The 25,850-nt window shown below is 47.8% G+C and carries 25 protein-coding genes; 22 read left to right on the forward strand and 3 right to left on the reverse strand.

What is annotated here, in order from left to right; all coding sequences use genetic code 11:
• Positions 1-185: 185 nt before the first annotated feature.
• The 3 genes from QMK20_RS05495 to QMK20_RS05505 all read right to left on the reverse strand — a co-directional run bounded on the left by QMK20_RS05495 (position 186) and on the right by QMK20_RS05505 (position 3,171).
• Complete coding sequence (locus QMK20_RS05495) at positions 186-2,072, reverse strand: 5'-nucleotidase C-terminal domain-containing protein (protein WP_283654926.1); 1,887 nt, start codon at positions 2,070-2,072, stop codon at positions 186-188.
• Positions 2,073-2,263: 191 nt separating this feature from the next.
• Positions 2,264-2,689: an ImmA/IrrE family metallo-endopeptidase gene (locus tag QMK20_RS05500; RefSeq protein WP_044645259.1), complete on the reverse strand. Its 426-nt coding sequence runs from the start codon at positions 2,687-2,689 to the stop codon at positions 2,264-2,266.
• 11 nt (positions 2,690-2,700) lie between these two features.
• Entirely contained in the window at positions 2,701-3,171 is a 471-nt protein-coding gene (locus QMK20_RS05505) for a helix-turn-helix domain-containing protein (RefSeq protein ID WP_283654927.1), read from the reverse strand.
• Positions 3,172-3,571: 400 nt separating this feature from the next.
• On the opposite strand from QMK20_RS05505, the gene QMK20_RS05510 reads away from it, so the two are divergent.
• The 22 genes from QMK20_RS05510 (at position 3,572) to QMK20_RS05615 (ending at position 25,815) form a co-directional block, all read left to right on the forward strand.
• The gene (locus QMK20_RS05510) at positions 3,572-4,048 is read left to right on the forward strand and encodes an ArpU family phage packaging/lysis transcriptional regulator (RefSeq protein ID WP_283654928.1); all 477 of its coding nucleotides are present in this window, start codon (positions 3,572-3,574) and stop codon (positions 4,046-4,048) included.
• A 361-nt stretch (positions 4,049-4,409) separates the two neighbouring features.
• Complete coding sequence (locus QMK20_RS05515; protein WP_283654929.1) at positions 4,410-5,381, forward strand: hypothetical protein; 972 nt, start codon at positions 4,410-4,412, stop codon at positions 5,379-5,381.
• Between the two features lie 10 nt (positions 5,382-5,391).
• The gene (locus QMK20_RS05520; RefSeq protein ID WP_283654930.1) at positions 5,392-5,610 is read left to right on the forward strand and encodes a YqzN/YkzM domain-containing protein; all 219 of its coding nucleotides are present in this window, start codon (positions 5,392-5,394) and stop codon (positions 5,608-5,610) included.
• A 2-nt stretch (positions 5,611-5,612) separates the two neighbouring features.
• Positions 5,613-7,079: a phage tail sheath family protein gene (locus tag QMK20_RS05525; RefSeq protein ID WP_283654931.1), complete on the forward strand. Its 1,467-nt coding sequence runs from the start codon at positions 5,613-5,615 to the stop codon at positions 7,077-7,079.
• Positions 7,080-7,142: 63 nt separating this feature from the next.
• Positions 7,143-7,550, forward strand: a complete 408-nt coding sequence (locus QMK20_RS05530; RefSeq protein ID WP_025685150.1) for a phage tail tube protein — start codon at positions 7,143-7,145, stop codon at positions 7,548-7,550.
• Positions 7,551-7,615: 65 nt separating this feature from the next.
• Entirely contained in the window at positions 7,616-8,050 is a 435-nt protein-coding gene (locus QMK20_RS05535) for a phage tail assembly chaperone (RefSeq protein ID WP_025678604.1), read from the forward strand.
• Between the two features lie 177 nt (positions 8,051-8,227).
• A complete protein-coding gene (locus QMK20_RS05540) occupies positions 8,228-10,150 on the forward strand; it encodes a hypothetical protein (RefSeq protein ID WP_283654932.1) in 1,923 nt (640 codons plus the stop codon).
• Positions 10,151-10,190: 40 nt separating this feature from the next.
• The gene (locus QMK20_RS05545; protein ID WP_283656213.1) at positions 10,191-10,829 is read left to right on the forward strand and encodes a LysM peptidoglycan-binding domain-containing protein; all 639 of its coding nucleotides are present in this window, start codon (positions 10,191-10,193) and stop codon (positions 10,827-10,829) included.
• A complete protein-coding gene (locus QMK20_RS05550) occupies positions 10,826-11,806 on the forward strand; it encodes an XkdQ/YqbQ family protein (protein WP_283654933.1) in 981 nt (326 codons plus the stop codon). The genes QMK20_RS05545 and QMK20_RS05550 overlap by 4 nt, the downstream gene beginning before the upstream one ends.
• A complete protein-coding gene (locus QMK20_RS05555; RefSeq protein WP_283654934.1) occupies positions 11,799-12,206 on the forward strand; it encodes a hypothetical protein in 408 nt (135 codons plus the stop codon). The genes QMK20_RS05550 and QMK20_RS05555 overlap by 8 nt, the downstream gene beginning before the upstream one ends.
• A complete protein-coding gene (locus QMK20_RS05560) occupies positions 12,199-12,657 on the forward strand; it encodes a DUF2634 domain-containing protein (protein ID WP_283654935.1) in 459 nt (152 codons plus the stop codon). The genes QMK20_RS05555 and QMK20_RS05560 overlap by 8 nt, the downstream gene beginning before the upstream one ends.
• Complete coding sequence (locus QMK20_RS05565; protein WP_283654936.1) at positions 12,657-13,808, forward strand: baseplate J/gp47 family protein; 1,152 nt, start codon at positions 12,657-12,659, stop codon at positions 13,806-13,808. The genes QMK20_RS05560 and QMK20_RS05565 overlap by 1 nt, the downstream gene beginning before the upstream one ends.
• 7 nt (positions 13,809-13,815) lie before the next feature.
• A complete protein-coding gene (locus QMK20_RS05570; protein ID WP_349361953.1) occupies positions 13,816-14,418 on the forward strand; it encodes a YmfQ family protein in 603 nt (200 codons plus the stop codon).
• Position 14,419: 1 nt separating this feature from the next.
• Positions 14,420-16,936 (forward strand): hypothetical protein, encoded by a 2,517-nt coding sequence (locus QMK20_RS05575; RefSeq protein ID WP_283654937.1) that lies wholly within the window; start codon positions 14,420-14,422, stop codon positions 16,934-16,936.
• A gap of 13 nt (positions 16,937-16,949) precedes the next feature.
• Positions 16,950-17,561, forward strand: a complete 612-nt coding sequence (locus QMK20_RS05580) for a hypothetical protein (RefSeq protein ID WP_283654938.1) — start codon at positions 16,950-16,952, stop codon at positions 17,559-17,561.
• Between the two features lie 60 nt (positions 17,562-17,621).
• Positions 17,622-17,888, forward strand: coding sequence for a hypothetical protein (locus tag QMK20_RS05585; protein WP_283654939.1), 267 nt, complete (start codon positions 17,622-17,624; stop codon positions 17,886-17,888).
• Between the two features lie 198 nt (positions 17,889-18,086).
• Positions 18,087-18,533: a phage holin family protein gene (locus QMK20_RS05590; protein WP_283654940.1), complete on the forward strand. Its 447-nt coding sequence runs from the start codon at positions 18,087-18,089 to the stop codon at positions 18,531-18,533.
• A 134-nt stretch (positions 18,534-18,667) separates the two neighbouring features.
• On the forward strand, positions 18,668-19,633 hold the full coding sequence (locus tag QMK20_RS05595) for a glycoside hydrolase family 25 protein (RefSeq protein ID WP_283654941.1): 966 nt from the start codon (positions 18,668-18,670) through the stop codon (positions 19,631-19,633).
• 891 nt (positions 19,634-20,524) lie between these two features.
• Positions 20,525-22,180 (forward strand): ABC transporter substrate-binding protein, encoded by a 1,656-nt coding sequence (locus QMK20_RS05600; protein ID WP_283654942.1) that lies wholly within the window; start codon positions 20,525-20,527, stop codon positions 22,178-22,180.
• Positions 22,181-22,218: 38 nt separating this feature from the next.
• Complete coding sequence (locus QMK20_RS05605; protein ID WP_283654943.1) at positions 22,219-23,223, forward strand: ABC transporter permease; 1,005 nt, start codon at positions 22,219-22,221, stop codon at positions 23,221-23,223.
• Positions 23,224-23,258: 35 nt separating this feature from the next.
• Entirely contained in the window at positions 23,259-24,170 is a 912-nt protein-coding gene (gene nikC / locus QMK20_RS05610) for a nickel transporter permease (protein WP_283654944.1), read from the forward strand.
• Positions 24,171-24,399: 229 nt separating this feature from the next.
• On the forward strand, positions 24,400-25,815 hold the full coding sequence (locus tag QMK20_RS05615; protein WP_283654945.1) for a deoxyguanosinetriphosphate triphosphohydrolase family protein: 1,416 nt from the start codon (positions 24,400-24,402) through the stop codon (positions 25,813-25,815).
• Positions 25,816-25,850: the final 35 nt, after the last annotated feature.

Raw genomic sequence — 25,850 nt, forward strand, 5'->3', positions numbered from 1 at the left:
GCCCGAATGGCTCTTCTCCATCATACCTCCCGGTTCACAACTTGTCAGCGTCTAAAAGGCTTGCTTTTGAAAAAAATATGCGATGTCCAAATGAATTTGGACTATCGCATAAAAACAACCTTCTGACATACAGCAGCGTCCGAAACCATTGGGATTCCGGACGCTGCTTTTGCAAGCTTATTGAATTAGGCCGGGAGGTCAAGCTTTTGTCCCGGATAAATGCGGTGAGGATTTTTCAGCTTGTTCAGCTTTTGAAGCTGTTGCCAGGTGATACCGTATTGGCGGGAAATGTCATACAGTGTATCCCCGGACTTTACAATATACACATGGCTTTTTGTAGCTTGTGCAGAAGCAGGTGTCTGCTGTGGCTTCGCTGTTTGAGCTTTGGCTGGTGCAGGTTTCGCAGACGGGGTAGAGACCACTTGCGGTTCTTCCTGCACGGGTGCCGGTGTTGCGGTTGGAGCAGATGGTACAGGCTGCGCGGCAGGAACGGAAGCCTTGCCGTCTGCTTTGGCTTCTTGAATGCGGCCGTCTGCTTGTACTTGCAGGCTGGCGGAGCCAACCTTTTGCATGTAGCGAATCAGCGCCTCGTCAAGCGATCCGAACATACCTGCCTGCGGATATTTGGCGAACATTGTATACTGATCTCCGCCTACAGCAGTAAAGTCATTGGTTGCCAGTGTGTACGTGGCATCAGGATCAAGCGTTTTTCCGCCAATCAGAATGGAGTGGACGCGACTTCCCTTGGCTGCCGATGTATCTATTTTAAACGAGATCCCCGATACTTGTGGAAAACCGCCGCTTGGCTCCGGATAGGAGGCTGTGCCATTTTCAAGTGCTGCCTGAATGTCGGAGCCTTTCACTTTCAGGGTAACAATCTGGTTGCCAAAGGGCAGCACAGTGATGATGTCTCCCTTGGTTACCGTTCCTGTCTTGATGGACGCCCGAATGCCGCCGCCGTTGGTCAGGGCCATATCTGCCCCCGAAATATCACGCATGGCATCGGTGAGCAGGTCGCCGAGATTCGTTTCACCTGCACGTACCTTTTCACGCGCTCCTTCCAGGTTCACACTCGTTTGTGCTACAACTTCTTTGAGAATAGGCTCCTGTTCCTTCTGGATGGAAGCGATCAATGAAGTAATCTCAGCATTTGGCTGAATGTCGGCTGCTTGCGTCGAATCAATCAGCTTGGCTTGTTTTTGGGTAACCTTACCCCCGTCGACCCATAAATCAACAACGCCCAGATACTTCGTATATTCACCCGCGCTTGCGATCAGTGTACCATTGTCACCGACCAAGCCTTTTTCCAGTACGGTATGGCTGTGTCCATCAATGAAAATATCAATGCCAGGCACTTCCTTGACGACCTTAAGGCTGGTGTCTTTGCTGGAAGCATCTTGTCCCAGATGACCAAGGACCACGACCACGTCCACTTTACTGCGGATTTCATCTACAGCCGCTTTGGCTTCAGCCGCGGGATCGGTGAATTGAATGCCCTCGACATTTTTAGGATTCGTTTTGTATGCCGTTTCGGGTGTGGTCAGGCCGATAATGCCGATTTTAACGCCATCGACCTCTTTAATGACATAAGGCTGGAACAAACGTGTTCCGTCCGTTTGCTTAATATTGGCGCTGAGTACCGGGAATTGAATTTCCTTACTCAACTCTACAAGATGCTTCCAGCCGTAATTAAACTCATGGTTGCCTGGTACCATCGCATCATAGCCCAGCTTGTTAACCACTTTTACAATGCTCTCACCGTTGACCAAAGTAGCGAAAGTCGTTCCATGAACAGTATCTCCGTCATCCAGCAGCAGCGTATTGGGATTGGAAGCACGGTACTGATCAATGATGCCTGCCAGCTTGGCGAAGCCCATTTCCTTGTCGTTTGCCACCACGTGGGAATGAGTATCGTTCGTATGTAGGATGGTGATGTGTTTCCCGCTGACCGGAGGAGTTGCAGCTCCCGCTGTTCCCGTACTGACTGCCGGGTCCGCTGCTGCTGTGCCAAGACATCCGAGCAGAAGCGCGGCGGTCGTCAAGATGGACGAGATTTTTTTCCATGAGTTCATGTTGTTCTTTCAACCTCCTATAAAATGAATGAATTAGAGAAACCACTTACGTCCACATTTTATCAGAAGATTGTAAAAATAACTTCTATTTTATATTAGGGCACTAAATTTTTTTGCATATCGGTTGTTAAAGCCATCGCCAAATTACCTATATTGAAGATGAATTAATAAACGACAATTAGATGTGGGAACTAATGTTCCGTTTTAGGGTCAAAAAAAAGGGCAGCCTCCTTGGGCAGACCGATCCGAGATAAATAATGCTCCTGCGTTTCGTCAGTAAGCGGTGGTTGTCCTTCACTGAGCAATAGCACAGCGAACCGGTTGGCTTGCATCTCAAATTTGCCGGGGAAAAAGTAGGAATGCTCCTCCATAAAAAAGCGGCTGACGCCTTTATGAAGCCGATCATGCCCTAATTCATGCGCACAGACGAATCGTTCCCATTCCGGTGTAAGCCCGTTGTGGATGACGATGAATCTTCTGCGCAGCTTGCGGTAATACAGCCCTTTGGTTGTGGGGCCCAGATCGCAATAACGGATATGGATACCCAGAGCTTCCGCAATATCGAAGGGGGAGTTCGTACGGTATTTTCGGACGAGTTTGTGAATGAGTTCGTTCATGCGCTCACCTACTATTCCTGATCACTGCCCGCTGGGGGCGATTTGGGTTTATGCTTGTTCATCTGTTTGGCTTCCCAGAACAGACCTGTCAGCACATCCTTGATCCGTTGACGATCTTCTTTATCCAGTGGAATGCCGTCGAACATCAATTCGCCGTCTTCCTCCAGCATTTTTTTAAAATCCCGGCGGTCCTTGGAAGTAGCCCATTCCGGTACGCTGGAACGATAGGAGTCGTGTGAATGTTGCTCTACGGAATCATGGTCTCCCCAATATCCGGCGTTCTTCATCATCTCGGTATACGATACGCCGAGCGCGTCCGCTATTTTGCGGAGAGTAGAGGGCTTGGGTACTCCACGCAGCCCGTTTTCAATGCGGGAAATTTGTGAATTGCTGATGCCAGCGGCTTCTGCCAATTGGTTAATGCTCCATTGCTTGTGCTCACGCTGCTGCTTTAAGTATGTTCCAAATGCTGGTTGTTCCACAATGGCGGCTCCCTTCTGCAACAGAATAAAAGATTAGTTTCATTATACCATTAGGTAAATAGTAAAAGCACGTAATATGCCAAAAGGCATAGGAAAATAAAGCGAATATCCTGTTTTTGAAGCTATACCGCTTTTTTTGCTGATGGATAGCTATCCTAAATAATGCTATGTTATACTCATAATACGAACAAAAGGGGAACAAATTGTAAACGTAAGAGTTGTACGATTGAGGATTTTGCAAAAATCCAATAAGCGACTTCCAATGAACAATATATAGATCGAAAGGGTCTAGTTCGTCTATATATTGCACTTTGGAGCGACTGGAATCGAATTTTGCAAAATTCTGGATCTAAAAAATACATCATTGTCAAAAGGCATAAGATAAGGAGTGTTGCTTTACATGAAAAATAACCTACCCGAATTGGACAGACGCAAAACGCAGAACGCACTGGAGGGGGTATTTGAAAAATATCGGATCTATAAAACCATTACCTTTATGGACCGGGAAAGTTTTATCACTGCCGGCTATACGGATCGCCCGAACAGCCCGACGAATGTGACCAGCGATCCAACGGCACGGACAGCCGTATATAATGTAGATGCTCCTGCGGCTCGCTTGGCTTATTGTGAAATGGTGGATGCCGTAGTCGGCCGTTTGAATGAACGCGAACAGCTGCTCATCCGTGAGCGTTATTTAAAGGATGACGATGTGTTCGACTACAAGGTTTACAATTATGTACTCGACCCGCCAGTAAGCAAGGATACGTACACGAAAATCCGCACACGGGCTTTTTACAAAATGGCGCTTGCACTGGCGGATCAAGGTGTGTTGAATCTGGCGGGTTTACAGAAGGGTACGGATCGAAAATTGGGATAGTGTAATAATTATCCATTCGTTCGCATTTCTATTTTAATATCGTTTCTTAAAAGGCTTTGATTTCCTGCAATAGCGGGGGTCAAGGTCTTTTTTAATAACGAGAACACATGTTCTCTAAATACCGCCTAATTTCATCCCTAGTCTCTGCTTTTATCGTCCATTTCCCCGGCAACGCATTCGTTATAAGGGTGTAAGATTGTATCATCGGGAATCAAGACAAGAGGACATACCGAAGACACACACAGTCAAACGTTAGCCGGCCACCAGGGCCGGTTTTTTCATGCGGTTGTCGTCCCTGTCGATTCCCGGGAATTGTTTTACAGAAAGGAGGAGTCGTGTTGCCTAAGCAATGGATGCTGCAATGCATGAGGTTGAGGCTGCGCCGGATGAGAACACGGAAGTGGAAAAAAGCCTGGCTAAGCAGCCACAACATGCGAGTGCAGGATGCGCAAAGGTGGCATGCCGCAGGATGAGACAAGCCTTTAAACAAAAGCTCATTGAAATTGTTCCAGCGCTACAAGGGCGCGTATACGATGTTCAGCCACCGTCGCAGGCGGCAGAGGAGCCGTACGCGGTTATGGCGCTGGGCGAGGAAATCTGGAAGTCGTCCTGGGCTGGATATCGGCAGGTTGTCCGTATCAAGCTGTACGCAGGACAAGCCGGGCTGGCACAGGCCGATGTATGGGCGAACGCCCTGATTGCCGGACTGCACCGGGAACCGGTGACAGGCGAAGGCGAGGACACGTCGGCTTTTACCGCGCACTATTTGGGCGTGCGGGATGCGGAAAAGCTGGACACCGTCACGTGCAAGGCCTACAGAACGCTGCGATTTGGCGTGTATGTGCCTGAAACGGAAGGGAGTCCGGCGGCCGCTCCGGCAAACGGTGTTGCACAGCCGGATGAATGGCTGGCGGCGCTGACCCGCTGGACACAGAAGCAGCTGGGTGAGACGTGGTCGGTATACGCCGATGCATGGCCCGCACAGCCGGGACGCCACTCGGTGCTATGGCGGCTAAGCGGCTGCGAGACAAGGATGGCGGGAGCCTCCATGTATGAACTCCGCAAACGGTTCATTGGGCACGTTATTGCCCCGGACACTGCTGAAGAGAACCGCGGGGCTTCCGTGCTGGTCGAGGGCTTTGGCGCTCAAATTCAGCTTCCTCTGGATCAGGAGAAGGGCCGTTATATGTCCACGGCGGAAGCTTCCGCAGACTTGCAGGCGGATGCGATTTTGGACGGTCAGCTCCGGCTGACGCTGGTACAGCGGCGGATGCGTCCGGCTGAGGAAGCGGCGTTAATCCGCAGAGTGGAAATTCATCCTATTTTGAAATGAGGTGGTCCGAGTGACCTTGGACAACAACGGGAAAGCCCCGGTTAATGCCGGGCAGGAAGCAAGCGGTCCCCGCTATACGCTGGAGGAGCTTAAGGAACACGCGGAACAATTGTTTTCCGTGAAGGAAGAAGTGCTGGCAGGCGCATTTTTTGGCACACAGGACAAGCTGTTCACGGTAGCAGAAGCACACACTAAAATCGAACAATTTATGAAAGCGAAGGTGGACTAATTATGGCAGGCGGAACATGGGAAAACACGAATAAACCGGTATTGCCGGGTTTGTATATGAATTTTCAGGCAGCAGCAGCTTCAGCTATTCAAGGTGGTTCACGCGGTACGGTCGTTGTGCCGGTTAAAGCCAACTGGGGACCTGTACGTGAGTTTGTAGAGATTGGCAGCGAAACGGCGATCAACCAAATCTTTTCGAATGACAGTCTGGATGGAGCAACAGCGTATTCTACGCTGTATCTGGCTCTGCTGGGTGGACCGAAAAAGCTGTTGGCCTACCGTTTGGCAGATGACACGGCTGCTCAAGCAACTGTGACGCTGAAAAGCGGCGGTGAGGCCCCAACCGATGTGCTGCGCTTGCAGGCTTTGTACACAGGTAGTCGTGGTAATGGCTTTGCCGTAACGGTACAGCCAACCTTGGGTGACGAGCAAGCCCGTGAGGTGCGTCTCTATGAGGGCACTAAGCTGCTGGGTACGTATAAAGGCAGCGACGGTACGGCTGCTTCGATTGCCGAAGCGATGAACAAGAACAGCGAAAATGTATGGGTGAAGGCGGAAGTTGTCGGCAACGGCGGCATTCCGGTGGATGTCAGCGGCGTACATCTCACAGGCGGTAACAGCGGTAATAGCAAGCTGGTTAATGCAGACTACATCGCCATGCAGGAAGCGCTGGAAGGACAGGAATTTAACGTCCTCGCGCTGGATTATGCAGCCGATCTGGCCTTGCTGCAAAGCTTTGCCGCGTGGATCAAGCGTGTCCGGAGCGAAGGCAAGGGTGTTATCGCCGTGTTCGGTGGTTCTGCGGCGGATGATGTATCCAAAACCGCTGTCAGCCTGGCCTCTGCCCGCTCCCTGGCGCTCAACCATGAAGGTATCGTAAACGTGGGTACTGGCGTGCGTCTGGCAGGTACGGACTACAGCTCCGCTCAAACGGCTGCTTATGTAGCCGGACTGATCGCAGGCCAACGTCTGAATCAATCCGCCACATATGCGGTGACGCCTTTTGAGGATGTAACCCGCCGCTGGACACGCTCCGAGCAGGAGCAGGCTGTCCGCAATGGTGTCTTCCTGCTGTTCTTCGACGGCCGTCAGGTCAAAGCGTTGCGTGGGATCAACAGCTTGGTGAACCCGGCTGCCGGGCAAAACAACGCATGGAAGAAAATCCGTTCCATCCGCGTTATGGATGCTATTAACGCTGACTTGCAGCGTGCAGCCGAAGAGACCTACATCGGCAAAATCAACAACACGGTAGAAGGCCGTCTGGCACTCATCGGTGCGATCAAAGAATACCTGGCACAGCTGTCGCTAAGCAACGTTATCGAAGCCGATGGCTACGATGTCATTCTCGACCCAGCCTACTATGGTGATGCGCCAGTCATCAAACCGGAGCCGGACCAAGTGTTCCTGCAATGGAATGTGAAGCTGACCGACGTGATGGAGCAACTGTTCGGTACATTTTACGTGCAATAAGCATTTCGTGGAAAATTAGAAATCCAAAACTATATTATGGATCATTTTGAGGAGGAAAAATAAATGTTGGATGCTTCAAGAGTCATTTTAGGTACGTATGGTCAGGCATATATTGACGGGGTATGGCAGACACATGTCAACAAGCTGGAAGCCAGTGTGGAAATTGATAAAAGAGAACTGAATTTGGTAGGTAATACCTGGAAAGTGCATAAAAATGGAGCCAAAAAAGGGACTGGGACAATGAGCGGTTACAAAGTAACTTCTGATATGATTCGTCGTGGATTTGCAAAATTCGATATTATTTCCAAGCTGGATGATCCTGAATCTTTTGGACATGAACGTGTTCGTTTGATTCGCTGCATGCCAGATAAAATTCAGTTGGCTAACTGGACCGCTGGAGAAGAAGTACCGGAGGAAACGACATTTACCTTTGAAGGCTACGAGCTTCTCGATCCTATCGTCGCTGAGTAATTTATTGCTTAATAGTGGGCCTGGAGTAATCCAGGCCTAATTAAAAAATATTAGGGGGATATAAAATGAGCTTGCCAGAAAACATGTCAGAAGAACAAATTTTAGATAGTCTTTTTGAAGCCGCAGACAAATTACCAGAGGAAACTGTTCGTATTCAGCGCTTGGATATGCTTCTCACACTTCGTGGCTTAACTTCCAACAAAGTCGATAGCATCCGTGAACGTTGCACAATTCGTAAAACAATTAAAGGCCGTGTGGATGAAAAAGTAGATACAGAAACATTTAATGCGTTGCTTATCTCTGAAGCTACGGCTGGACTGGAAGTCAAAGGCCTCCAAATTAATGGATGGGGTGATCCGCGAATCACTAGCCGTCTCAAATTGTCCGGTGGTGAACAGGCAGTACGTCGTATGCTTTTGGCTGGTGAGTTGGATGCGGTAGGTGACAAAGTTCTGGAACTATCCGGCTTCGGTGTGGAGATTGATGATCTAAAAAACTGATTCGCTCCGGCGGGATGACGACGCTGCTGTATCATTTGTGGATACGGCATCATCTCCGTCCCGGAGAGTTTTGGGCCTTAAACAGAGGAGAAAAATCCATGTTAATCGCATTTGCACAAGAGGAACTGGATGCATTATCCAAACAAATACAGCAATGATACGTTAGGAGGTGAATATATGGCAGGATCAAGTAGTTACAGAGTTAATATTGTTACAGATGTAGAGGATTTGATCATGACAAACCGGGAACTTAAAGCCACAAGTCGTTATATTGAGCAAATACAGCGACTTTCTGATCGGCTAGGGCGCGCTCGTTATCAGAGCTTGATTAAGCTTAATACTGAACTCAAGTATATGCATAGGCATCTAGGCAACATTTACAGTTTGGCTATTCGTCTTAGTCGCCTGCGTATTATGCCGAAAGTCTTTCTAATTGACAAGGCTACTCCAGTGCTTGAAGCGCTCATCAGAAAGCTAAAAAGTCTTAAGGATGTCTACATTGTTGCGCGTGCTAAAACGGGCATTGATCAAGAGGGTACAAATAAGAAGAAGGCTAGGGGTGGCGGCTCTGAGGGGAACAATTTAAATATCTCTAATATTGTAGAGAAGACTGTTAGCGTTACTGCAAACATAGAGATAAAGGATCCTAAGTTTGACTTTAACTTTAATTATGATATCAAGGTTAAACCACCGAGATTGAATATTAGAGTGGCGGCTCCAAAGTATGCGCCTAAGATCAATGTGAAAACAGGCCCCATTCGAGTTTCTCCCAGAATAAAGGTGATTTGTGATTGTTGTTGTTGTGGAAAAAAAGGCGGCCGCAAAAGAGACGCTCCTGAACAAGACGGACCTGATCGTAAATACAAAAAGAAAGACAATAAGAAGAACAAAAAAAATCCTGGAAAAAAACCAGGGTTTTCTGATTTGTGGGAAAAGGTAAAGAGTCTTTTAAACCCAAAACCAGGCTCTAAGCCTACCAATAAGCCGGGAATTCCAGGGGGACGGCCGACTCCAAATGGAAATAAGGGAACGTTTGGAAAAATCTTTGATTTCGGAAAAAAAATACTTGGTGAGAATCCGGGTAATACACTTAAGAAGCTAGGCAAGGGGGTTATGAAGGGGGGCAAGAGGTTACTTGGACCATTTAGCTTGCTTTTAGATGCTGTAGACATTGCTACTGCTTCGCCGGAAGAACGTCCGGCTGCTATTACATCAGCAGTTTTAGGAAGTAGTCTTACCATAGCTGGTGCAGGTATTGGTACAATGATTGCTCCGGGTATAGGTACCGTAATTGGTGGTCTTATTGGTGCAATTGCTAGTGTTATAGTAGATAGTTTAGCAGGTGAATGGTTAGCTCAAAAGTTCTCTGAAATGAGTGATTGGGCCGGAGAAAAAGCTACTTCTGCAATGGACTGGGTTGGAGAAAAAGCTATTGGTGCAAAGGATTGGATTGGCGAAAAAGCTACTGTTGCAAAGGATTGGGTTGGAGAAAAAGCTTCCCAAGCAACGGATTGGATGAGTGATAAAGCATCTGATGTAGGTAATTGGTTTTCCAGTCAAACAGATAGTATGAAAAATGACTTATCCAATATATTTGGTTATTCAAAAGAACCAGAAAAATCACAACCTGCTGTATCTGAAAATAAGATCTCACAAGCTTATAATCCCGCTTCCACCACACCTGGGCAGTCGTTAGCTCTGTCAAGATTTCCTTCGGTAGATCCGGGACTGCCGCTACCATCTTTTATCCAGGATGCCCAAAACCGTTCTAAGGTAATTCAAGGCATGGGACCAGGTGGTTCACAAGCTCCTACAGCGAATGGAGGAAAACCTGCTCCGCAGCTCGTGCGAATAACGGATGAGCAAATGAGCAGTTTTTCAGGCTTTCTCAAGGATTTCAAGACAGAAATGAACAATCAGATTAGTGTGACGTTACCCCCAGGGGCAGTACAGGTAACAGTTCAGGAAGATTCAATTGATTTTGACACGATGGCACTTCAAGTGGGACACCGGATTGTAAATGAGGTGCGACAGGCAATTATTAATAGAGGTGGAGGAGACAATAGCTCCCTTAAAAAGGGTAAAGTTGTACAAGCCTAACGTAAATCTATCATAGTAGAAAGGAGGGGGGGCCATGAGTATAGACTTTTTTTTGATTAATGGTAGAAGTGTATTTCAATTCCCGGTTAATCCTGAAGAGGTGAATATTTCACGACAAAAGGGATATGAAACAGTTACGATGCTTACACACGGAGAGTTTGATTTTCCGCAAGGAGAAAAGGTGAAAGAAATCACCTTTTCTTCTTTTTTTCCCAAGGTATATGATGCATCTTATTGCCGTTATAAAAATATTCCGGATCCTAATGAAGCGATGAACAGGTTAAATGCAATGTTAAAAGCAGAGAACCCATATCAATTTATTATTACCAATACGCTAATTAGTGTTCCGGTTTTTATCATTGCCCATAATACGACCTTTCGTGGAGGAGAGGCAGGGGATATCTATTTTGAAATTACTTTGCGTACATGGCGTGAACCCAAAATAGCTCTACGAACTGGAAGCTCTCCCCAAAAAGTGAACTCAAAAACCCTTCCACGCACGGATCTTAAAGCTAAATCTAAAACGTATACTGTCAAGACAGGGGATTCACTTTCCAAAATTGCAAAGCTGGAGTTGGGGGATAGTTCCAAATGGAAAAGTATATATCAAATGAATACAAAGGTCATAGGCAAGAACCCGAATATGATTAAAGTGGGTCAAAAGCTGGTGATGCCATGAGCTACCAAGTAATACTTCAAGATAAATATGATCTTACCCCTCTGGTGGAGAAAATAACTTTAAAAGATGCTCTTAACCAAATTGCATATCAGGCCAGCATCCGAGTAGCTGCTTCAAATGGTATGCCCGCGATTACTCCGGGAATGCCTATTCGTGTCAGTGGAATTCCATTTGGGAAAAATGTGAAGGTGCCACTTCTCCATCCTGCTGTTGTGTGGGAAGTAGAGAGTTCTAACAGCGGAACAAAACGTTACTCTCTGGTTGTATACGATAGGACGATTTATTTGGATAAATCCGAGGACGAATATTTATTTCCCAAAGGACAAACGGCCACACAACGGTTGCGCAAATACGCGAAGGATTGGAAGTTTCAAATCGCCTCAATACCCGATACGAAAGTGCAGTTAGGAAAAGGTATCTATCGTGCCCAGACTCTATATTCCATGATGCTGGCTGATTTGAAAGAGACAGCAAAGTTGGGCGGAGATTTGTACCAGTTACGCATGACAAGTGCTGGATTAGAGTTATTTAAAATCGGCAGCAATCCTTCCCCCTATGTGTTAGACCGATTTATTGATCTTACTCAGTTGCGGACACTTGAGGGAGCCGTAACTAAAGTTAAAGTGATGACAGCTAATGAGAATGTAGGAAGCGGACAAGAGGTGCCGTCTAAGGTGCTGGCTGTAGCAGAAGGGGATACTAAAGCGCTGGGTACTTTGCAAAAGCTGGTTGAGGATGATCAAGTGAAAGCAGCTGGTGGAGCCAGTAAGCTTGCTAAAAGTCATATAACTGGGATCCAGGAAACTTTTACAGTTAATTTACCAGATATTAATACCCTACGTGCTGGTGAAGCTGTAATGTTACAAGGGTTGAAGCTGATTGTTACATCAGTCAGTCGGGATTTGGGGAATCCGGGAAATATGACTTTAGAGCTCGCTTCCTTCGATATGGTAAAAAGGAGGTATTTTCTTGAGTAAAGACCCCTATGGTGCATTTGTAAGTGTAATGCAGTCGTCTATGGCGGGACACACTCGGCAAGCGCTGAGTGGAGTAGGTGCGGTACTGGGCACGATTACTTCCACGGGACTCAAGCTGGACGATTTTAAACATGAGCTTCAGGACTATTTGGTCGCCGAGCTGCCGGGATTGCTGTCTGTACCGCGTCATATGTACAAAGGAACCTCAACCGCAGTAGAGTCGGAGAATTGGGAGGGCAAGGAGCTGAAAACCTCCTTTTATATCGGGGAGGACGAGCTGAAGGATGTGAATCTGAGCCTGAACGAAGGACTTAAACCCGGAGATCGCGTACTTGCGGTTCGGGTGAATAGCGGCAACGATGTGGTTGTGGTGTGCAAGGTGGTGAGTGGACGTGGCTAATTTATTTCCCGAAACGGATGATATGCTCTGGACGGATATTACGGACCCGGATGTGCTGGAGGATAATCGGGCAGTATTTGGGCGAAGCTGGCGGTTTGATTTTGAAGCCGGAGAATTTGTCATGAGTCCCAGTCGTAAAATCGTGACTACAGGTGAAAAAGAAGCTTGGGTACAGTGGTGTGAAAAAGCAATTCGTACCCCCCGCTACCGTCATGTCATCTATTCTCCCGACTATGGTAGCGAGTTGGAGGAATTAATTGGCAGCAGCTATGGGCACGGTGTGCAGGAAAGTGAAATCAAGCGCATGGTCACCGAAGCGTTGCTGGCAGATGCTCGCACGGCTAGTGTGGATCAGTTCACGTTTAGCTGGGAAGGTGAGGTATGCCATTTTAGCTGCCAGATTACGAATGTGCGGGATGAAACGGAAATTGTAGAAAGTGTGGTGATCTAATGGCAGACTTGCCGGAATATTTGGTAGACCAGACGGAAGAGGAAATTTTGAGTCGTATGCTGGAAAAAGTGCCTTCGGACATTGATAAGTCCGAGGGTTCTTTTATTTGGGATGCGCAGGCACCGGTAGCGTTTATGCTCTCCGAAGCGGCGATTTGGGCGCAGGAGCTGCTAAGACGTGGCTTTGCCAGCACAGCAGCTAGCGATAACCCGGATTTTCGCTCGCCGGAGCTGGATCTGCGAACAGCAGAGCATGGAGTGACACGGCGGGAAGCGGTTGCTGCCTCAGGCATGGTCACATTCACGGGCACAGCGGGAACGACCGTTCCGGCGGGAACGTTGGTTGCGACCCCGGCAGATGATGTATCCGGGGAAGCCTCCATTGAGTATGCGACCACGGCATCAGTCACGCTGGATGAGCAGGGTAAAGGAGAAGCGGCGATTCGGGCAGTCAATCCCGGTCGCAGCGGTAACGTACCCGCGGGCGTCATTCAGGTGATGGCTAGCCCGGTCAATGGTGTTTCCTCCGTTATCAATACGGAGGAAACGAAAAGTGGCACGGACATTGAGAGCGACCAGCTGTTGCTGGAGCGTTTTTATGCCAAGGTGCGGAACCAGGGGACAAGCGGCAACAAGGCGCAGTATATGCAGTGGGCGAATGAAATCGCTGGAGTAGGCGGCGTGGAGGTTGTTCCGCTGTGGAAAGGGCCGGGTACGGTGGCTTTATATGTGCTGGACACAGATAAACGCGCTGCCAGTCCGGTTATCGTCGCTGCGGTACAGAAGTACATTGATCCGACTCAGGATGGGCAAGGCGAAGGGTTGGCACCAGCGGGTCCCGTAGTGACGATCATGCCAGCGACAGAGGTGGAAATTAACATTTCGGTCAAGGTACAGCGTACCAAGGAGAAGCCATCCACCCTGGAAGAGATCAAAAAGCTGATCGAAAGTGGTGTGAGGACGTATTTGAAGCAGCTTGCTTTTTACAAGGAAGACCCGTTGGTTCGGTATACCCGGATTTCTGCTGTTTTGCTGGACATTCCGATCATTATTGATTTCTCTGAGCTAAAAATCAACGGACTGACCAATCAAAATATTGAGATTGGATCAGGCCAGGTGGCGGTGCTGGGGACGGTGAGCGTCAGTGAGTAATGATGGAATGAACATGAACGATCAAACGAATCGTCTAGCTATGGGTGAAGAGGGGCAAATGAGCAGCTTGCGGGGACGCGAGCTGTTTTCCTATTTACCCGCCTACTATGAAATTTCCCGTGTGATGCGCTCCGATATGGATGCGAAGGGCAGTGAACTGGATTCCTTGTATCTGGCGATGGATGCGACGGTGGCTCAGTTTTTCGTCCGTACCGCTACATGGGGATTGGAACGCTGGGAAATGGAGCTGGGTATCGAAACCGACCTTGGCAAGCCGCTGGACCAGCGTCGTGCAGTAGTAGAGTCGAAGCTACGGGGAGCAGGGACTTTTTCCGGCCGACTTGTCAAAAATGTAGCTGAAGCATATGACGGCGGTACAGTAGATGTTACCTTTCATCCCGCTGAATGGGGATTCACGGTCAAATTTATAGATACCATCGGGATTCCGCCCAATGTGGAGGATCTTAAAGCAGCCATCGAGGAGATCAAGCCGGCTCATTTGGCGGTTGAATATAAACTACGCTACCTGACCATTGCTGAAGTCGAATCTATGACCATCTATGAAAATGAACATACAACACAGGATAGATATTTAGGAGGTGGCGCATAACATGGCAAGTGAAAAAACACCAAATCTGGGCTTAAATCAAATTGACCGTACATCGCCTAAAACAACGTATTTTGATCTGGAGAAGTATTTGGATCAAAACTGGCGTGCTGTAGATAATTTTGCAGGTGATGTGAATGATGGTGTGGATGCGATCAAGAAGCGGTTGGATACGACGGAGCGTAAGGCGGTAACCCTGGAGCCTGGGGTGCAGATTGTTCATGCGGAAAAGGCTTCGCCGTTCTCGCTCACGGGGCTGAGCGGGCGTACGTTGGTGAATTTGTTGGGTAGATGGGGGAATTTAAGTAGTTTAACTGGGATTATGCCATATCAGACCGATTTAGCGCTGGATACTACGAATAAGGAAACGATGCCTAATTCGTTAAAAGTAACAATCAAATCGGGATATACAGTCGGAGTTGGGTTTTATAGCGATTTTAAATTTTTGGCCGGAAAGTATTATGTTGCAATCGCAAAGGTGAAGGTTGGAAACTCTACAAATGCGGGAATATCAGCCCCGAACGTTCAGGAAGGAACGACAGTAACAGATAAGACTAAATTTACTACATCTTGGTTCAGGGCGGCTCCTACCAGCAATGTGACTTCAAATATTGATTTGAGAATACAGGGGACTCAAGGACAGTATTCTTATTTTGAGGCTGTGCGCATCTATGAGATTTCTGCTACTGACTATAGTGCATTAGCAGCAATGACAACTGACCAAATTGACGCTAAGTATCCATATGTGGATAGCGTAATGCCTGTACGTAATCCGTATGCGATACGTTATGGGGAGAACCTATTGCCTTCCCTGTTTGAGTGGTCAGCCAAACAGGGAACACCTACCATAGCGGATGTAAAGAGCGTTTCCGTCACGGTGGATAACAAAATAGTACACACCGTATCACCGTTAGTGCCTGGGCAAAAGTACACTGTCTCAGTTCAATCCGGCGGAGCGACTGGTAGAATTACGGTCACGGATGAACCGGAGACATCAGTAATAGCCGAAGCGGCTGGTTCTGGGCTATTGAGCGTCACGTTTACGGCGGGCCGGGCGGTGAATGTCAGATTACTTGGTACGTCAACGACAGCGGTGACTATTTCTAACCCTATGCTCAATATCGGCAGCACAGCCAAACCATTCAAGCCTCGTGAAGACTCCATGCTTGCGCTGCAAACAGACCTGTACGCCGATCCAGTTACAGGTGCAAATGCAGATATGGTATTTGAGCGTGACGGGCAATACTTTAAGGTGAAAAGGTTCGAAAGCATCCTACTAGATGGCGGTAGAATCACCAAAGTGAATAACGTAGTGTCGGGAACGGGTTTCAAAGTCCTCTATCCTGTAGTGCCCGATGTAAATTATGCATTTGTTGGCAATGGCACGGCAGTAAAATTTGATGGCAAAATATTGTTGTGGGGCGGGCAAGACACTTCAACCGACAGATGGGCTATAGACGCGACCGCATCCAATTTTGCTGTTTCTGTCTCTGTGGCAGACAGCGGATGGGCTGACAGCTACGCACCGACGTTAGACGACATCAAAGCCTACTTTTACGGGTACAAAGCATACGATGCTAACACCATCACGCCAGCACAGGCACAAGCGGCAACAACGGCAACATGGACAGGTACGGGTACTAAGTATTGGGTACAACGTGTAGGCGCAGCTAATTTCACGCAAACCGTTCCGCAAACGTCATATGCGGGGTACACGCCGTATCAACTTGTATACCAGCTTGCAACGCCTACCGTGGAGCCTATCGTTTCAGAGGGTCAGCTATCCTTTGTGGAGGGAGACAATCAGGTTGAAGTAGGTACGGGTATTGTGTTGCGTGAGCGTGCTAAGCCTGCCAAGTATGATAACTACGACATCAATACTGGGAAATCACAAGGCAATGCCCTTGCTCAGCGTGTAGCTTCTTATATCGGCCTGTACGAGAACGGTAATCGCAAGTTACGCGGGTGGGGCGTGTTTAATGGTATAGATAACGGTCAAGCCATAGCGATATATCCTGACAGCTATGTTTCGGATGCTTCTTACAGTGTCACATATCTGATGCTGGATAAATCTCCTTTAGCATCCTTTGTCGGCAGTTATGCCGCAAACGAAAAGACGCTACTCCTCGACTTGGTAGATAGCGTACAGCAGAATACGGCGCGTGTGTCGGTGCTGGAGAATAAGAAAGTTGACAAAGACAATACCACATGGATTAAACCTACGCTGCTTAATGGGTGGTCTTCTGGACAAGTAGGTTACCTTAAAATGAGCGATGGACTTGTCCTTTTTAGGGATAGCATAACGGGAGGCGCGGTGGCACCAGGGACATTATTGTTTACCTTGCCCAAAGGATATAGACCTGGGAAACTGACAGAAATAAGGGTGCGGTCTAGCAACGGTGGAGGGGTTGAATCTAATAATTCCACGATCATGGTAGATGCCTTGGGACAGGTAAAAACGCAGAACACAACCTATATGACAATTTGGCTCGACGGTGTTTCATTTTTGGCTGAACAATAAAGGAGGGCACACCATGAAAGTAGTACCTAAAGTAAATACAGACGGTCTCTATCTGGAGGACGAGTTGGTGGACGATGCCTTTTCTGGCGTCGTCCCTTTTTATGCTCCATCTTCGCTCCCAATATCTGATACGGACCAGCAGTTAGGCACCTATCAGCTTATTGCAGATAGTTCGAGTGCCACAGACGAAGCGAACTCAAAAACTATCCCTACTGGCTATACCGTTGGTATTCCAGTGCCACCGGGCTTATACCATCCCCGTTTTGACATCCAAGGCTGGCTGACCTATGAAGCAGAATATGACGAAAAGCTGCTAGAGCCTCAAAACGCGCACGAGCAGTTGAACAAGGAATCTCATGCTTCATTTCAGAAGCTGCATGATGAATGGCAAAGCAAGCCAGAAAACGAACGTGGGGAAGAACCCGTATATTCTGTACCAAATTTTACAACTCCAGAACGAAAAGACCCAACGACATTCTGGGGTGAAGGATTAAGTGACGAAGCGATCAAGGAGCTGACACAAAAAACGGAGCAACAGCCAAGCGAGGCAGACCAATTGAAGCAGCGTATTGCAGATCTGGAAGTAACGCTGATCCAACTCATGCTTGGTAACACAGGAAAATAACGTGTACTGACTATTATATACAGTAGCAAAAATCTATATAAAAGAGGTGAAATCATAACCATGGCAGCTTTAACAGAGGCTCAATTGCGTATTTGTGCTCATGCCTGCATCACCCGCTATGATCGGGGAGAGGGCGATGTAGCTACGATCATTGGAAGCTATGTTTTGGATGAACAACAGCGTGACGAGGTCATGGAGATTATTTTATCCAAACGTTCCGATCTAGTGCCGGGTAACGTAGAAGATTCGTCATCTGAGGATATTTTGAATGAACAGGAAGAAACGGTTCCTTGGTACAGCTCTATTTTTCGCAAGAAAACAGTATAACGATTAGGAAAATAAATATATACACGAATCTACAAATTCCACTGTATAGATGTGCTGGTGACGTTATAGGACATCGTTGTAAAAATTTCGGTTTTATAGAGAAAGTGAAAAGCATAGCGCACAGCAGGTGATACTATGATGCCCTTGGACCAACCAAGGGCATCCATTAGATAAGTTGGTTCAAAAGGGGGAACAAGCATGCATGAAAAGGTCGATCAGATTTGGCTGGGGTTTTCCACGGGGACCTTGATCGGTTATTTTTTCGGGGGGTGGACGACGATGTTGACGTTGTTGTTATGGATGGTCATTATCGACTTTTTTACCGGCTGGGCGGCGGCCTGGATTAATGGAGCATTGAAAAGCCGAGAGGGCTATTACGGTATTTTTCGCAAGGTTACAGTGTTTTTGATGATTACGGTAGCTCATCTGATCGACGGTATTCTGGGGGATGCACATTATTTCCGGGATGCCGTTGTTTTCTTTTATTTGGCGAACGAGCTATTGTCGATTATTGAAAATGTGGGCCGAATGGGAGTGCCAATGCCGGATATTTTGCGAAATGCGGTAGCCATTTTTGAATCCAAGTCGGTCGGGGAAAAGAAAAAGCCAACAGACCCCTCCGACAAAAGAAATAAAGCTTCATAAGGTGAGCAGAATGCACCTTTGCCCCATTTTCAGCACCAAGTTGGAAAAGCCCGGACCACGTCAATGGTCCAAGCATAGTTATAACAGTAACATCATCGGTTACAACATTATGAATGACAAGGAGGGATCGACTTATGCAAGATCGCAGTCCTAACGCTGCCGAGGGCATTGACGTGTCCCGATACCAGGGAAATATTGATTGGAAACGTGTACGAGCCGATGGCAAATCGTTTGCCTTTATAAAAGCGAGTCAGGGACAGCGTTACGTCGATCCGACATTTATCACCAACGCCAAAGGGGCCAAGGCAGCAGGGGTATTGCTGGGAGCTTACCATTTTGTAGATGCAACCAGCGTTGACGCGGCCAAAGCGGAGGCCAGACATTTTGCCGAGGTACTGGATCGGGTTGGAGGTGCAGAAGCGCTGGACTTTCCAGCGGTCATGGATTATGAGAATAATCCGGGTGGACTTAGCTCTGCCGCGATCCATGACGTAGCCATGGCGTTTTTGACGGAATTTGAAAGGGTAAGTGGTCGCAAGCCGATGGTATATACGGGAAACGCTTTTGCAGCCCATTTCAAAGCGTCGCTGGTAGCTTATAAGCTGTGGATTGCGCGCTATAGCACACGAGTGCCCAATGATACCACAGCATGGAAGCTGTGGGACTTCTGGCAATACAGCGACAGTGGACGAGTTGATGGGATTCAAGGGCCAGTTGACCTGAATGTATACGCCGGAACTGAGGCAGAGCTGCGCCAAGCTTTTGCAGGAGAAGAGGGGGATGAGCCGATGACAGCAGAGGAAAAAGCGGCATTTAAAGCCTTGCAGCAGCAGGTTGCCGCACTTGAAAACAGCAAGGATGTGCTCAAACAGACATTGAACGAACAGACCGCTTATATTAAAAAAGTGGATCAGCAAGTAGCTGACCTGGAGGCGCGTCAGGCTATGCCAGTGCCAGCTTGGGCAAAGGAAGCCGTAGCCGCAGCCGTTGCTTTTAATCCGTCGAGTCCGATTGTGGATGCCAAGCAGCCGAGCAGCTATGATTTTTATCGCCTGCTCGTAGTCTTGAACCGTCTGGGTGTGTTTAAGAAATCGTCGTAAACTACTGAACAAACAGGAACTAAGTAGGAGAATTGGATCTTACAAAAAGGACGCGAGCAGCTGTTACAGCGGCGTTCTTTTTTGTATATTTGTAGATATTTCCCTGTGATATTAACTAACATTACTCTCCGAAAACGTTCGGAAATTTAAAAAGATCTATGAAAACGCTCTTGTCTACCATCTCATTTTATAGTAAAGTATCCAGTAATCACTCTCCATTCATGTAATCACTTGTATATACTGTGAGTATATATGACATTTTTCACTATGATTCAACAAAAGCTGAATGCTTGGAGATAGCAATCTTCCTCATAACCTCACAGACCATCGCATCGGGTACGAGACTTTAGGCATACATCACGGAGGCCGATTGAATTGAACCACAGGGTGTTGATATCTACTTCTACATATAAAATTACCTTACACACCTCCTACTTGAGCATTTTGCAACAATCCCAAGAGCGATTTCAAATCAGCAATATATAGATCGAAACGGTTTAGTTCGTCTATCTATTGTACTTTCGAGCGTTGGGAATCGAATGATGCAAAGTGCTGACTTATGAAATAGCTTCCATCAGAGAAAATGATATCACTCGGTAATAGGCTAAAAATCAGCTTGATTCCCTCATACTCACGCGAAATAATGAACATGCAACCCAGAAGAAGTCTATTTTTCTGTTGAATATAAAGGGAGATTCATTTTAGCAATTTGTCCTCCATCATTTGATAATACCTTACGATTGGTGATAGATATTTGCTGTGTAAGCTTACGTAACTGTGTGTCATCGGGTTTAATTTGGACCCTGTGTCCATTAGATCATAGAGATTATCCGGGCATCCATCTGGTATCAACGAACTAACAATATATGAGGTGTGAAAGGGGTCTGCTGCATGAGGAAAAAGTACGTAAAGAACAAAGCTTGGACCGTCCTACTGGTGCTTGCATTGGGGGCTGTTCTGGCACTTTCCGGCTGTGGAGGTTCCAATGAAGGCGCAAAACCGGAGGCAGGAAAAACGCCAGGCGGCGCAGGAGAGGGCAAGCAGGATACATTAATTTATGGACGCGGTGGCGATTCCGTGGCGCTGGACCCTGCGATTGTGACCGAAAGTGAATCGCTAAAAATTGGAATGCAGGTGTTCGATACCTTGCTGGAATACAAGGAGAGCACCACGGAGATTCAGCCGGGGCTTGCAGAGAGCTGGGAAGTATCACCGGACGGACTGATTTATACGTTCAAGCTGCGTCAAAGTGTAAAATTCCATGATGGAAGCGACTTTAATGCAGAAGCCGTTGTATTTAACTTTAACCGCTGGTCTGATCCGAAAAGTCCATACAAATTTGAAGGGGACTCGTATGATTATTATGACTCCATGTTCGGCCCAGAAGGGAGTCGGGTGATCAAGGAGGTCAAAGCGGTAGCTGCGAACACTGTCCAGTTTAAACTGACCAAGCCGCAGGCGCCTTTTTTACAAAATATCGCTATGCCATCCTTTAGTATTGCAAGCCCTAAGGCTATTCAGGAGAAAAAGGCTGATTTCAAGAGCAATCCGGTCGGTACGGGACCCTTTGTATTTAAGGAATGGAAACGAAATGATACCATCACGCTGGAGAAAAATCCAAACTATTGGAAAGAGGGACAGCCGAAGCTGGCCAAGATCATTGTTCGTTCTATTCCCGACAATACCGCGCGATTTAATGCTCTGCAAAACGGAGAAATTGATCTGATGGAGGATCTGAACCCGGACGATGCGAAGCAGCTGGAAGGCAATAACGAACTGCAAAAAATTGAACGCCCATCCTTTAATGTGGCGTATATTGGATTTAATTTAAAGAAAAAGGTATTCAATAATCCTAAGGTACGGCAGGCGCTTAATCATGCGGTGAACAAGCAGGCCATTATTGATGCATTGTTTGCGGGACAAGCCAAGCCTGCGGTCAATCCGATGCCACCTACGTTATGGGGATATAACGATAGCATTCAGGATTATGCCTACGATCTGGATAAGGCTAAATCCTTGCTGGCGGAAGCGGGCTATCCTAATGGGCTTACCGAGCCGTTAACCTTTTACGCGATGCCTGTATCTCGTCCGTATATGCCTGACGGCAAAAAGGTAGCGGAAGCCATTCAAGCTGATTTTGAAAAAATAGGTGTGAAAGTGAACATTCAATCGCCGGAATGGGCCACTTATCTGGATGATGTCAAGGCGGGCCAGAAAGATGATTTGTATATGCTGGGATGGAACGGAGATAATGGCGATCCGGACAACTTCCTGTACACCCTGCTGGACAAGGATACGATTCCGGGCAATAACCGTAGTTTTTATGTCAATGAGAAGCTGCATAAAATATTGGTGAAAGCTCAGGTTGAGGTCGATCAGAACAAGCGGGCGGAAATGTACAAACAAGCACAAGTGATTATTAAACAGGATGCGCCGTGGATTCCACTGGTTCACAGCACACCACTGATGGCAGGTAAAGTGAACCTCAAGGGCTTCGTGCCTTCTCCGGCAGGTATTGAATCGTATGGCAACGTTTATTTTGAATAGTCCAAATAGCACATACGCAAGCAGGCGGTGATTTTGGTATGAACTCATATATTGTAAAAAGACTGGCCGTTTTGATTCCGGTATTACTGGGCATGACGCTCATCGTTTTTTCGATTATTCATGCCATTCCGGGGGATCCGGCGGAAACGATACTGGGAGACAAGGCCACAGAGCAGTCCAAACAGGCACTACGTGAGCAGTTGGGGCTGGACAAGCCGTGGTTACAGCAATATGGAACTTACCTGGGTGAGCTGGCCCATGGCGATTTGGGTGATTCGATCCGCACCAGACAGCCGATTGCCCGGGAAATGCTGCCTTACTTGGCGGCTACGCTGGAGTTGACGGTGGCGAGTATGTTTTTTGCCGTTGTTGTTGGAATGAATGCGGGTATCGTGAGCGCCTGGAAGCGGAATTCCTGGTTCGACTATGTCAGCATGGTCATTGCCCTTGTCGGGGTGTCGATGCCCATTTTCTGGCTGGGTCTGATGGAGCAGTGGATTTTTGCCAATAAGCTGCATTGGCTTCCTTCTATCGGACGTATGAATTCCCGTGATCCGGTGGAGGCGGTAACGCATTTGGCGGTTATTGATGCGATGATTGGTGGACGTATGGAGCAGGTATGGACGGTCATCAAGCATTTGATTTTGCCCAGCATCGCACTGGGAACCATCCCGATGGCGGTCATTGCCCGCATTACCCGTTCCAGCATGCTGGAGGTTATGGATTCGGATTATATCCGTACAGCCCGAGCGAAGGGACTGGCATCTTTTCAAGTCGTGTACAAGCATGCACTTAAAAATGCCGCCATCCCCGTGCTTACCGTCATCGGTCTTCAGACGGGCTCGCTACTGGGCGGCGCGGTGCTGACAGAGACCATTTTTGCATGGCCCGGCATCGGACGCTACATTTTTGAAGCGATCAGCTCGCGTGACTATCCTGTCATTCAAAGCGGGATTCTGATCATTGCGTTCCTGTTCGTCATCATTAATCTGATTGTCGATTTACTGTACGCGGTTCTGGACCGGCGTATCCGTTATCAGTAATCAAGTCGTCAATGGGTCAAGGGGGAGCTTGTCCGATGTCACAATTTTCGATGGAACCCAACAATATACCGACGACACGCCATACGCTGGCTCATGTGCCTGTCGTTTCCGGCCCTTGGAGAGACGCGTGGAGGGCTTTCCAACACAATAAAATGGCGCTCGTCGGCCTCAGCATTATTATCTTCTTTGTCATTATCGCTTTGATCGCTCCGTGGATTGCTCCTTTTGATTATAAAGCGCAGAATTTGGTGGGTCGCTTGCAACCCCCTTCCGCAGAGCACTGGTTTGGGACGGACGATCTCGGCCGGGATCTGCTGACTCGTACACTATATGGAGCCAGAATCTCGTTGTGGGTCGGTTTTTTGTCCGTCATTGGTTCGATGATCGTAGGAACGGCCTTGGGTTTAATTGCGGGATTTTACGGAAAATGGGCAGACATGCTCATCTCGCGGCTGTTCGACATTTTACTGGCATTTCCGGGGATTCTGCTGGCGATTGCTATCGTTGCTATTTTAGGGCCTTCCCTGGAAAATGCACTGTATGCCATTGCGATCGTCAACGTACCGACATACGGACGGTTGGTGCGCTCCAAAGTGCTCAGTGTCAAAACCGAGGAATACATCACTTCTGCCAGAGCGCTTGGGGCGAATAATGTTCGAATCATACTCCGATATATTTTGCCGAACAGCCTGACACCGATCATCGTACAGGGCACGCTGGGGATAGGAACGGCGATCATTGAAGCGGCAGCGCTTGGATTTCTCGGCTTGGGCGCACAACCTCCTGAACCGGAGTGGGGGAAAATGCTGTCGGATTCACGCCAATACATCCAGAATGCACCATGGACTGTTATTTTTCCGGGTATATCCATTATGCTGACTGTATTGGGCTTTAACCTGATGGGTGACGGCTTGCGGGATGTGCTGGACCCGAGGGCGAAGCGCTAGAACAAAAGTAGTTTAGCTTATATACTTCTAATATTATTAAAAAAAGGTGTTCCCCGGCCTGAATCCTAATGGCTGGAGGAACACCTTTTTCATATGACATTTTTCGTGTAATGAACTTCGATTCATTCAACTGTGACATACAATCTTCTCAATGCAAGTCATGTCAGCTTTCCTGAGACGTGAAAAAAATGTATAATCACTCCAATTGAGTACGTTGGGAGTGGGCTTTATGACATGGCAAAATAAGAGAGAGCATCGGCAGTTTCCGGAACAGACACGAAGCGACGCTTCACGGGCAGCATATGAACGGGATTACTCCCGATTGATCCATTCACCGACCTTTCGTCGGCTGCAAGGCAAATCTCAGGTTTTTGGCGCAGGCACGGGTGATTATTATCGCACACGGCTGACGCATTCGCTGGAGGTAGCGCAGATTGCACGCGAAGCGGCACGCAGCTTGCTGCGGCGGCATCCCGAGGTGGAGCTGGGGCAGGCTGATAACGCCGGGCTGATTATTGACCCCGAGGTGGTGGAATGTGCGTCCATTGCGCATGATTTTGGCCATCCACCGTTCGGACACAAGGGCGAAGAGGTACTGGACGGCATTTTGGATCAGTTGATCGAGACGAAGGTGGAAAAGATAGCGGCCGCTGGAAGCTTCACGCCTGATTCCAGGCAGGGGCTGGAGGCATATGCACGCGAGCGGCAAATCTACGAGCATTTTGAGGGGAACGCACACAATTTCCGACTAATTATGTTTTTGGAGAAGCGTGAGAACGTAGATGGTTTGAATTTGTCGGACGCTGTTTTACTGGGGATCAACAAGTATCCGTATCCGGGGATTTTGAACAAAAAAGGGATGTATCTGCATGAGTGGGAATACATTCGTTCCATCCGCGAGGATTGGGGAATTCCTGATGGTCAAAAGACGCTGGAGGCCCAGCTTATGGACCTGTGCGACGATATTGCGTATTCCGCGCATGATCTGGAGGACGGAATTAAGGCAGGGAAAATTGAGGTGCACGAGCATTTTTTGTATGATCCGTACTTGATCCGTCTGATTACAGAAAAAATCACCACGTTGGAGGATAGCTTCTGGCAAGGCTGGCAGCTGGCTCAGATCGAACAGAAGGTGGCGGCTGTGCTCAGTGAATTTTTGAAGGTATGGAATGGCAAGATGCCTATGTGTGAACACGATTATTCCCGTACCCGTCGTGAGGTGAAAGCGTACTGGGTCAGTCTGTTCGTCAGCAGCTTGGGTGTAATTGATGTGGGTGATTGGAAAAAGGTTACTTTTGTGCGGGATGGAAGCGAGGATCTCGATATGCTTCGTACCGTGAGTGTGCTGAAAAGCTTTGCTTGGGTCACGATGATCCGTGATCTGCGCGTGCAGCGGCTGCAAAAACGGAGTGAATGGATGCTCAGACGCCTGTGGCTGGCTTTTCTCGATCCAGAGACATCCAAGTCCATTATTCCGAGTGATTGGCTCCAACGCTTTGAACGTGATCAGGGCAAGGCAAAACCGATTTGGACATGGGAGCATATGGTCATTGATTATATTGCAGGGATGACCGATGCGTTTGCCGAGAAAATCTATAATGAGCTGTATGGTTTGAAGGTGGGTTCCATTTACGATTTGGACTAACATTTCATGTTGGCCCTATATAGTAGAAGAAACTG

Origin of the sequence: Paenibacillus sp. RC334, assembly GCF_030034735.1 — a bacterium.
Classification (GTDB): domain Bacteria; phylum Bacillota; class Bacilli; order Paenibacillales; family Paenibacillaceae; genus Paenibacillus; species Paenibacillus terrae_A.

Bases quoted from the DNA above. Each gene is read 5' to 3' on its own strand.
- QMK20_RS05495 (WP_283654926.1), bottom strand. From the start codon at position 2,072: ATGAACTCATGGAAAAAAATCTCGTCCATCTTGACGACCGCCGCGCTT.
- QMK20_RS05500 (WP_044645259.1), bottom strand. From the start codon at position 2,689: ATGAACGAACTCATTCACAAACTCGTCCGAAAATACCGTACGAACTCC.
- QMK20_RS05510 (WP_283654928.1), top strand. From the start codon at position 3,572: ATGAAAAATAACCTACCCGAATTGGACAGACGCAAAACGCAGAACGCA.
- QMK20_RS05515 (WP_283654929.1), top strand. From the start codon at position 4,410: ATGCATGAGGTTGAGGCTGCGCCGGATGAGAACACGGAAGTGGAAAAA.
- QMK20_RS05525 (WP_283654931.1), top strand. From the start codon at position 5,613: ATGGCAGGCGGAACATGGGAAAACACGAATAAACCGGTATTGCCGGGT.
- QMK20_RS05530 (WP_025685150.1), top strand. From the start codon at position 7,143: ATGTTGGATGCTTCAAGAGTCATTTTAGGTACGTATGGTCAGGCATAT.
- QMK20_RS05535 (WP_025678604.1), top strand. From the start codon at position 7,616: ATGAGCTTGCCAGAAAACATGTCAGAAGAACAAATTTTAGATAGTCTT.
- QMK20_RS05540 (WP_283654932.1), top strand. From the start codon at position 8,228: ATGGCAGGATCAAGTAGTTACAGAGTTAATATTGTTACAGATGTAGAG.
- QMK20_RS05550 (WP_283654933.1), top strand. From the start codon at position 10,826: ATGAGCTACCAAGTAATACTTCAAGATAAATATGATCTTACCCCTCTG.
- QMK20_RS05565 (WP_283654936.1), top strand. From the start codon at position 12,657: ATGGCAGACTTGCCGGAATATTTGGTAGACCAGACGGAAGAGGAAATT.
- QMK20_RS05570 (WP_349361953.1), top strand. From the start codon at position 13,816: ATGAACATGAACGATCAAACGAATCGTCTAGCTATGGGTGAAGAGGGG.
- QMK20_RS05575 (WP_283654937.1), top strand. From the start codon at position 14,420: ATGGCAAGTGAAAAAACACCAAATCTGGGCTTAAATCAAATTGACCGT.
- QMK20_RS05580 (WP_283654938.1), top strand. From the start codon at position 16,950: ATGAAAGTAGTACCTAAAGTAAATACAGACGGTCTCTATCTGGAGGAC.
- QMK20_RS05585 (WP_283654939.1), top strand. From the start codon at position 17,622: ATGGCAGCTTTAACAGAGGCTCAATTGCGTATTTGTGCTCATGCCTGC.
- QMK20_RS05590 (WP_283654940.1), top strand. From the start codon at position 18,087: ATGCATGAAAAGGTCGATCAGATTTGGCTGGGGTTTTCCACGGGGACC.
- QMK20_RS05595 (WP_283654941.1), top strand. From the start codon at position 18,668: ATGCAAGATCGCAGTCCTAACGCTGCCGAGGGCATTGACGTGTCCCGA.
- QMK20_RS05600 (WP_283654942.1), top strand. From the start codon at position 20,525: ATGAGGAAAAAGTACGTAAAGAACAAAGCTTGGACCGTCCTACTGGTG.
- QMK20_RS05605 (WP_283654943.1), top strand. From the start codon at position 22,219: ATGAACTCATATATTGTAAAAAGACTGGCCGTTTTGATTCCGGTATTA.
- nikC (WP_283654944.1), top strand. From the start codon at position 23,259: ATGTCACAATTTTCGATGGAACCCAACAATATACCGACGACACGCCAT.
- QMK20_RS05615 (WP_283654945.1), top strand. From the start codon at position 24,400: ATGACATGGCAAAATAAGAGAGAGCATCGGCAGTTTCCGGAACAGACA.